Raw genomic sequence first — 7,341 nt, forward strand, 5'->3', positions numbered from 1 at the left:
ATGTGGTGATCAGGTAGCGTCAGCTGCCATGAGCGGCGCGGTGTGCCCCGGTTCGTTCGACCCGGTGACCTTGGGCCATGTCGACATCTTCGAACGCGTCGCCGCGCAGTTCGACGAGGTCGTCGTCGCGGTGCTGGTCAACCCGAACAAGAAGGGCATGTTCAGCCTCGACGAGCGATTGGAGATGATCGCCGAGGCCACCGCCCACCTGCCCAATGTCCGCGCCGAATCCGGTGCGGGGCTGGTGGTCGATTTCGTCCGGGCCCGCGGCCTCACCGCGATCGTCAAAGGCCTGCGCAGCAGCACCGACTTCGAATACGAGCTGCAGATGGCGCAGATGAACTTCCACGTGGCCGGGGTGGACACCTTCTTCGTCGCCAGCGCGCCGCGGTTCTCGTTCGTCTCGTCCTCCCTGGCCAAGGAGGTGGCGACGCTCGGCGGTGACGTCTCGGCGCTGCTGCCCGATGCGGTCAACCGGCGACTACAGGACAAGCTGCGCGGTTGAACATCCGTTCCCCGGGGTAGCACTGCGATGGCGCCCAGCCCAACGGCGCCGTCAATTGTGCATACCACCGGAGGCATTGCCATGGTCGAGACCTTCGTCCAGTCGACCGACGACGTCGTCAGGTTTCTCAAGGATCAGCACAACCTGATCAAGGACATGTTCGAGGAGGTGTTCTCCGCGTCCTCGGATGAGGCGCGGCAGACGGCCTTCACCGAACTGCGCCAGCTGCTGGCGGTGCACGAGACCGCCGAGGAGATGGTGGTCCACCCGCGGGCCCGCCAGGAGGTGGACGCCGGTGACGAGATCGTCGACGCCCGGCTGGTCGAGGAACACGACGCCAAGGAGCAGTTGTCCAAGCTCGAGGGCATGGACTTCGGCTCGGAAGACTTCCTCACCGAGCTGGCGTCATTCCGCGACAAGGTGGTCGCGCACGCCGAGGCCGAGGAGACCGAAGAGTTCGACAAGCTGCAGCGCGAACTCGACGAGGACGATCTGCGCCGGCTGGCCGCGGCCGTGTGGGCGGCCGAGGCGATCGCACCGACGCGCCCGCATCCGGGGGTCGAGTCGGCCAAGCTGAACTTCGCGGTCGGACCGTTCGCCTCGATGATCGATCGTGCGCGTGACGTGATCGGCGCGGCACTGCGCTGACCATCGGGTGATCAGGCTCACATGCATGGACGCCGCGGATGCGGGCACAGACCGCGGTGACTTCAGACTGAGCCGAGAAGCGTGCTCCGTCCCTGTGATGAGCGTTGCGCACACCGACGGGTAGGTAAATGATGGGCTTGACCGCAGTGGGGACCGACGCCCAGGCGCGCCGCACGATGGTGACCCTGCGCGGCGATATGGACAACAGCACCGCCGGCCACCATCGCGAGGTTCTCAGTTCGGCGATCGCGTCGGGTTACCCCCTGGTGCTCGATACCACGCCGGTGGATTTCCTGGGAACGGCCGGCGTGCAGGCGCTGCTCGAGGTGCACCGGGAGTGCCGGGCGCGAGGCCTGCCCTGGGCGCTGATCGCGACGGACGGGACACGCGAGATGCTCTCCCGCATCGGTGAGGCGCGGGCACTTCCCGTCGTCGCCTCGACCGCCGAGGCGCTCGCGCTGACGCAGGCGGCCGACGACGAGGCGCCGCTGATGCCCGTCGTGGACAGAACCAAGACGCTGTGTTGACCGCACCGTCTGCTCGCGTGAGGATCGGGTCCAGCCGTATCCCTGACCAGCCGTGCCTGGGGAGGCGACACACCGGCGAGGAAGTCGAGTCACAGGCGTAACACCAGGCACACTGGTAACCAACAACTACGCCTGGAGGGTGTTGCCGTGTACCGAGTCTTTGAAGCGCTCGACGAGCTGGGGGCCATCGTCGAGGAAGCCCGCGGCGTGCCGATGACCGCCGGATGCGTGGTGCCCCGCGGTGATGTTCTCGAGCTGATCGACGACATCAAGGACGCCATCCCCGGTGAGCTCGACGACGCCCAGGACGTGCTCGACGCGCGCGATTCGCTGCTGCGCGACGCCAAGGAGCACGCGGACTCGATGGTCGGCAACGCCCGCAACGAGGCCGAGTCCATGGTCAACCACGCCAGGGCCGAGGCCGACCGGCTGCTCGCCGACGCCAAATCGCAGGCCGACCGCATGGTGACCGAAGCGCGCCAGCACAGCGAGCGGATGGTCGGCGAGGCGCGCGAGGAGGCCTCCCGGGTGATGGCCACCGCCAAGCGCGAATACGACGCCAGCACCGGACGCGCCAAGTCCGAGGCCGACCGTCTCATCGAGAGCGGCAACCTGGCCTACGAAAAGGCCGTGCAGGAGGGCATCAAGGAACAGCAGCGGCTGGTGTCGCAGACCGAGATCGTCGCCACCGCGACGGCCGAGGCCACCCGGCTGGTCGACTCGGCCCACGCCGAGGCCGACCGCCTGCGCGGCGAATGTGACATCTACGTCGACAGCAAGCTGGCCGAGTTCGAGGACTTCCTCAACGGCACGCTGCGCTCGGTCGGCCGCGGCCGCCATCAGCTGCGCACCGCGGCAGGCACGCACGACTACGCGGCGCGGTAGGCCGACCGCCCGTCCGGCGGCTCGCCGCCCCCGTCGGTCTGCGCCGTAAACTCAGACGTTATGGCGTCGCACGGTAAAGCAGCACAGTCGCCGCTGCTGCTCAACATCTCCCGGCTCGGCCGGCGGCCCGGCACGATGATGACGGTCGCGCAGACCGTGCCGAGTCCGTCGCGCATGGGCCTCGACCTGATCGGCATCGCCGAGGGAGCGCCGCTGGAGCTGGACCTGCGGCTGGAGTCGGTGTCCGAGGGGGTGCTGGTGACCGGCACCGTGTCGGCCCCGACCACCGGTGAGTGCGCCCGCTGCCTGACGCCGATCACCGGTGAGGTGTCGATCGACCTCACCGAGCTGTTCGCCTACCCCGACAGCACCACCGACTCGACCACCGAGGAAGACGAGATGGGCCGCGTCGGGGCCAGCGGGATACCCGAGACCATCGACCTCGAGCAGCCGATCATCGACGCGGTCGGCCTCGCGCTGCCGTTCGCCCCGCTGTGCGGACCCGACTGCGCCGGGCTGTGCGCCGAATGCGGCGTCGCGCTGGCCTCCGCCGAACCCGGGCACCACCACGAACAAGTCGATCCACGCTGGGCCAAGCTGGCCGGGTTGCTGGAACGAGACGAGAAGTGACGCTGGATCGTTCGCCCCTGCTGGCGGCCCTGGGCGTCACACTGCCCGACGAGTTGCTCACCGTCGCCCTCACCCACCGCAGCTACTCCTACGAGAACGGCGGGCTGCCGACCAACGAGCGGCTGGAATTCCTCGGCGACGCCGTGCTCGGGCTCACCGTCACCGAGGAGCTCTACCGCCGCCACCCCGACCGGTCGGAGGGCGATCTGGCCAAGCTGCGGGCCAGCATCGTCAACACCCAGGCGCTGGCCGACGTCGGGCGCAAACTGTCCGACGCCGGCCTGGGCGCCTACCTGCTGCTGGGCAAGGGCGAGGAGCACTCGGGCGGCGCCGACAAGTCCAGCATCCTGGCCGACGGCGTCGAATCCCTGCTCGGCGCAATCTATCTCGAGCACGGGCTGACCGGTGCCCGCGAGGTGGTGCTGCGCCTGTTCGCCGAACTCCTCGACACCGCCCCGACGCTCGGCGCCGGCCTGGACTGGAAGAGCAGCCTGCAGGAGCTCACCGCGGCGCGCGGGCTCGGCGCGCCCACCTACGCGGTCACCTCGACCGGCCCGGACCACGACAAGGAGTTCACCGCCTCGGTGATCGTCACCGACATCGAGTACGGCAGGGGCGTCGGCCGCACCAAGAAGGAGGCCGAACTCAAGGCCGCGGCGGCGGCCTGGTCGGCGCTGAGCAATGCCTGACCGAGCGGTCTGAGCCACCATGCCCGAACTCCCCGAGGTGGAGGTGGTGCGCCGGGGCCTGGACGCCCACGTCACCGGCAAGTCGATCGCCGCGGTGCGGGTACACCATCCGCGCGCGGTGCGCCGTCACGAGGCCGGCGCGAACGATCTGACCGCCCGGCTGCTCGGTGCGCACATCACCGGCACCGGCAGGCGCGGCAAGTATCTGTGGCTGACACTCGGGGACGGCACCTCGCTGGTCGTGCATCTGGGGATGAGCGGGCAGATGCTGCTCGGCCCGATCCCGAAGACCGATCATCTGCGGATCGCCGCGGTGCTCGACGACGGGACGGCGCTGAGCTTCGTCGATCAGCGCACGTTCGGAGGCTGGCTGCTGGCCGATCTGGTGACCGTCGACGGCACCGACGTTCCGATGCCCGTCGCGCATGTCGCCCGGGACCCTCTTGACCCGCGGTTCGACCCCGAGGCCGTCGTGACGGTGTTGCGCGGCAAGCACTCCGAGATCAAACGCCAGCTGCTCGACCAGACGGTCGTGTCGGGCATCGGCAACATCTACGCCGACGAGGCGCTGTGGCGCGCGAAGATCAACGGCGCCCGGCCGGCGTCGGCGCTGACCCGTCGGCAGCTGCGCGAACTGCTCGCCGCGGCGGCCGAGGTGATGACCGAGGCGCTCGGCCAGGGCGGTACCTCGTTCGACTCGTTGTACGTCAACGTCAACGGCGAGTCCGGGTACTTCGACCGGTCGCTGGACGCCTACGGCCGCGAGGGGGAGCCGTGCCGGCGGTGCGGGGCGGTCATGCGTCGGGAGAAGTTCATGAACCGGTCCTCGACCTACTGCCCGCGCTGCCAGCCGCGTCCCCGGGCGCGCCGCACCTGACTGGCGGCGACACAACGCGCCGACTGTTGCGCCGCGAGACTGAAACGTCGCAGGGGGCTACTCGCACTTTCCCTGCGTCACGTCAGTCTCGCGCCCGGCGGCGGTGACGGGAATGCCGGTCCGGTGACCGTTGTAGAAAGAGACCATGACGGATCTGTGGGTGGAGCGCACCGGGGTGCGCCGCTATACGGGGCGCAGCTCACGCGGCGCCGAGGTGCTGATCGGCTCCGAGGACGTCGAGGGGGTGTTCACCCCGGGCGAGTTGATGAAGATCGCGTTGGCCGCGTGCAGCGGGATGAGCAGCGATTCGCCGCTGCGCCGCCGCCTCGGCGAGGATTACCAGGCCACCATCCGCGTCTCCGGCGCCGCCGACCGGGACCAGGAGCGCTACCCGCTGCTCGAAGAGGTCCTCGAGGTGGACCTGTCGGACCTGTCCGACGACGAGGTCACCCGCCTGCTCACCGTCGTCGAGCGGGCCATCGACCAGGTGTGCACGGTCGGGCGGACGCTGAAGTCGGGCACCAAGGTGGCGTTCGAGGTGCGTGATGTCGGTCGCGCCTGACGTCGTGCGGCTGACCGCCTGGGTGCACGGCCACGTGCAGGGCGTCGGTTTCCGCTGGTGGGTGCGGTCGCGGGCACTGGAACTCGGGTTGGCCGGATTCGCCGCCAACAAGCCCGACCGCCGCGTGCAGGTGGTCGCCCAGGGCCCGCGGGCGGACTGCGAGCGGCTACTGGACCTGCTGCAGGGCGGGGACACCCCGGGCCGGGTCGACACCGTGGTCGCCGACTGGTCCGACGCGCGCGATGACGTCACCGGGTTCACCGAGCGCTAGGTAGTCTGGCACGTCATGCATCTCAAGAGTCTGACGCTGAAGGGCTTCAAGTCCTTCGCTTCGCCGACGACTCTGCGCTTCGAACCGGGTATCACCTGCGTGGTCGGCCCGAACGGGTCGGGCAAGTCGAACGTCGTCGACGCGCTGACCTGGGTGATGGGCGAGCAGGGCGCCAAGACGCTGCGCGGCGGCAAGATGGAGGACGTCATCTTCGCCGGGACGTCCTCGCGGGCGCCGCTCGGCCGCGCCGAGGTGACGCTGACCATCGACAACTCCGACAACGCGCTGCCCATCGAGTACTCCGAGGTGTCGATCACCCGGCGGATGTTCCGCGACGGCGCCGGTGAGTACGAGATCAACGGCAGCAGCTGCCGGCTGATGGACGTGCAGGAACTGCTCAGCGACTCCGGGATCGGCCGGGAGATGCACGTCATCGTCGGCCAGGGCAAGCTCGCCGAGATCCTCGAGTCGCGCCCCGAGGACCGCCGCGCGTTCATCGAGGAGGCCGCCGGCGTCCTCAAACACCGCAAGCGCAAAGAGAAGGCGGTGCGCAAGCTCGACTCGATGCAGGCCAACCTGGCCCGGTTGACCGACCTCACCACCGAGTTGCGCCGTCAGCTCAAACCGCTGGGCCGGCAGGCCGAGATGGCGCGGCGGGCCCAGACCATCCAGGCCGATCTGCGCGACGCCCGGCTGCGGCTGGCCGCCGACGACCTGGTGACCCGCCGCTCGGAGTTCGACAACACCAACCAGGCCGAGACGCTGCTGCGCCGCGAATACGACGAGATCACCTCCCGGCTGGAGATCGCGACCGCGGAACTGAGCGGGCACGAGGCCGCGGTCGCCGACCTGTCCGAGCGCGCCGACGTCGCCCAGCAGACCTGGTTCCGGCTCTCCGCGCTGGCCGAACGGGTGAGCGCGACGGTGCGCATCGCCGCCGACCGGGGCCAGCGGCTGGAGGACGAGCCCGAGATGTCCACCGGCCGCGATCCCGACGAACTGGACGCCGAGGCCGACGAGGTCGCCGCCCACGAACAGGAACTGCTGGCCGAGCTCGCGGAGTCGCGGACCCAGTTGGAGTACGCCCGCGCCGAACTGAGCGAATGCGAACGGCTCGCCGCCGAGGCCGAACGTGCCCACCTGGCAGCCGCCCGGGCCGAGGCGGACCGCCGCGAGGGGCTGGCCCGCCTCGCCGGGCAGGTCGACACCATGCGCACCCGGGTGGAGTCCGTCGACGAGACCGTCGTGCGCCTGACCGTGGGCATCGAGGAGGCCGCGGCCAAGGCCCAGCACGCCAAGGCGGAGTTCGAGACGGTGCAGGGCCGGGTCGGCGAACTCGATGCCGGGGAGGTGGGCCTCGACGACCACCACGACCGGACGGTGGCCGCGCTGCGCCTCGCCGACGAACGGGTCGCCGAACTGCAGGCCGCCGAACGCGCCGCCGAACGGCAGGTCGCGTCGCTGCGCGCCCGCATCGACGCGCTGTCGGTGGGGCTGGACCGCCGTGACGGCGCCGCGTGGCTGCAGAAGAACCACAGCGGCGCCGGGATCTTCGGTTCCGTCGCCGAGCTGCTCAAGGTGCGCCCCGGTCACGAGGTCGCGGTCGCGGCGGTGCTCGGTGCGGCGGCGGACGCGCTGGCCGCCGAGGACTCCGGTGCCGCGCGCGCCGCGGTGGCCGCGCTCAAGGAGTCCGACGGCGGGCGGGCGGCGATCATGCTCGGCGACTGGCCCGAGCCGCCGGCTGCGG

The 7,341-nt window shown here is 70.1% G+C and carries 10 protein-coding genes; all 10 read left to right on the forward strand.

The window, feature by feature from the left end:
• Nucleotides 1-28 precede the first annotated feature (28 nt).
• Entirely contained in the window at nt 29-505 is a 477-nt protein-coding gene (gene coaD, locus E4P42_RS05665) for a pantetheine-phosphate adenylyltransferase (RefSeq protein WP_135123886.1), read from the forward strand.
• A gap of 81 nt (nt 506-586) precedes the next feature.
• Nucleotides 587-1,153 (forward strand): hemerythrin domain-containing protein, encoded by a 567-nt coding sequence (locus E4P42_RS05670; protein ID WP_135123888.1) that lies wholly within the window; start codon nt 587-589, stop codon nt 1,151-1,153.
• 146 nt (nt 1,154-1,299) lie between these two features.
• Nucleotides 1,300-1,680, forward strand: coding sequence for an STAS domain-containing protein (locus tag E4P42_RS05675; RefSeq protein ID WP_245233901.1), 381 nt, complete (start codon nt 1,300-1,302; stop codon nt 1,678-1,680).
• Between the two features lie 147 nt (nt 1,681-1,827).
• A complete protein-coding gene (gene sepIVA, locus E4P42_RS05680) occupies nt 1,828-2,565 on the forward strand; it encodes a cell division protein SepIVA (protein WP_135123892.1) in 738 nt (245 codons plus the stop codon).
• A 60-nt stretch (nt 2,566-2,625) separates the two neighbouring features.
• The gene (locus E4P42_RS05685; protein WP_135123894.1) at nt 2,626-3,195 is read left to right on the forward strand and encodes a DUF177 domain-containing protein; all 570 of its coding nucleotides are present in this window, start codon (nt 2,626-2,628) and stop codon (nt 3,193-3,195) included.
• A complete protein-coding gene (rnc, locus tag E4P42_RS05690; protein ID WP_135123896.1) occupies nt 3,192-3,884 on the forward strand; it encodes a ribonuclease III in 693 nt (230 codons plus the stop codon). The genes E4P42_RS05685 and rnc overlap by 4 nt, the downstream gene beginning before the upstream one ends.
• Before the next feature lie 19 nt (nt 3,885-3,903).
• A complete protein-coding gene (gene mutM, locus E4P42_RS05695) occupies nt 3,904-4,761 on the forward strand; it encodes a bifunctional DNA-formamidopyrimidine glycosylase/DNA-(apurinic or apyrimidinic site) lyase (RefSeq protein ID WP_135123898.1) in 858 nt (285 codons plus the stop codon).
• Nucleotides 4,762-4,906: 145 nt separating this feature from the next.
• Nucleotides 4,907-5,323, forward strand: coding sequence for an OsmC family protein (locus tag E4P42_RS05700; protein WP_135123900.1), 417 nt, complete (start codon nt 4,907-4,909; stop codon nt 5,321-5,323).
• Nucleotides 5,307-5,594, forward strand: coding sequence for an acylphosphatase (locus tag E4P42_RS05705; RefSeq protein ID WP_135123902.1), 288 nt, complete (start codon nt 5,307-5,309; stop codon nt 5,592-5,594). The genes E4P42_RS05700 and E4P42_RS05705 overlap by 17 nt, the downstream gene beginning before the upstream one ends.
• A 15-nt stretch (nt 5,595-5,609) precedes the next feature.
• Nucleotides 5,610-7,341 (forward strand): chromosome segregation protein SMC (smc, locus tag E4P42_RS05710; protein ID WP_135123904.1); only part of this gene is annotated, 1,732 nt, incomplete at its 3' end.

The organism is Mycobacterium sp. PS03-16, from assembly GCF_004570325.1.
GTDB lineage: Bacteria > Actinomycetota > Actinomycetes > Mycobacteriales > Mycobacteriaceae > Mycobacterium.

Bases quoted from the DNA above. Each gene is read 5' to 3' on its own strand.
- coaD (WP_135123886.1), top strand. From the start codon at position 29: ATGAGCGGCGCGGTGTGCCCCGGTTCGTTCGACCCGGTGACCTTGGGC.
- E4P42_RS05670 (WP_135123888.1), top strand. From the start codon at position 587: ATGGTCGAGACCTTCGTCCAGTCGACCGACGACGTCGTCAGGTTTCTC.
- E4P42_RS05685 (WP_135123894.1), top strand. From the start codon at position 2,626: ATGGCGTCGCACGGTAAAGCAGCACAGTCGCCGCTGCTGCTCAACATC.
- mutM (WP_135123898.1), top strand. From the start codon at position 3,904: ATGCCCGAACTCCCCGAGGTGGAGGTGGTGCGCCGGGGCCTGGACGCC.
- E4P42_RS05700 (WP_135123900.1), top strand. From the start codon at position 4,907: ATGACGGATCTGTGGGTGGAGCGCACCGGGGTGCGCCGCTATACGGGG.
- E4P42_RS05705 (WP_135123902.1), top strand. From the start codon at position 5,307: ATGTCGGTCGCGCCTGACGTCGTGCGGCTGACCGCCTGGGTGCACGGC.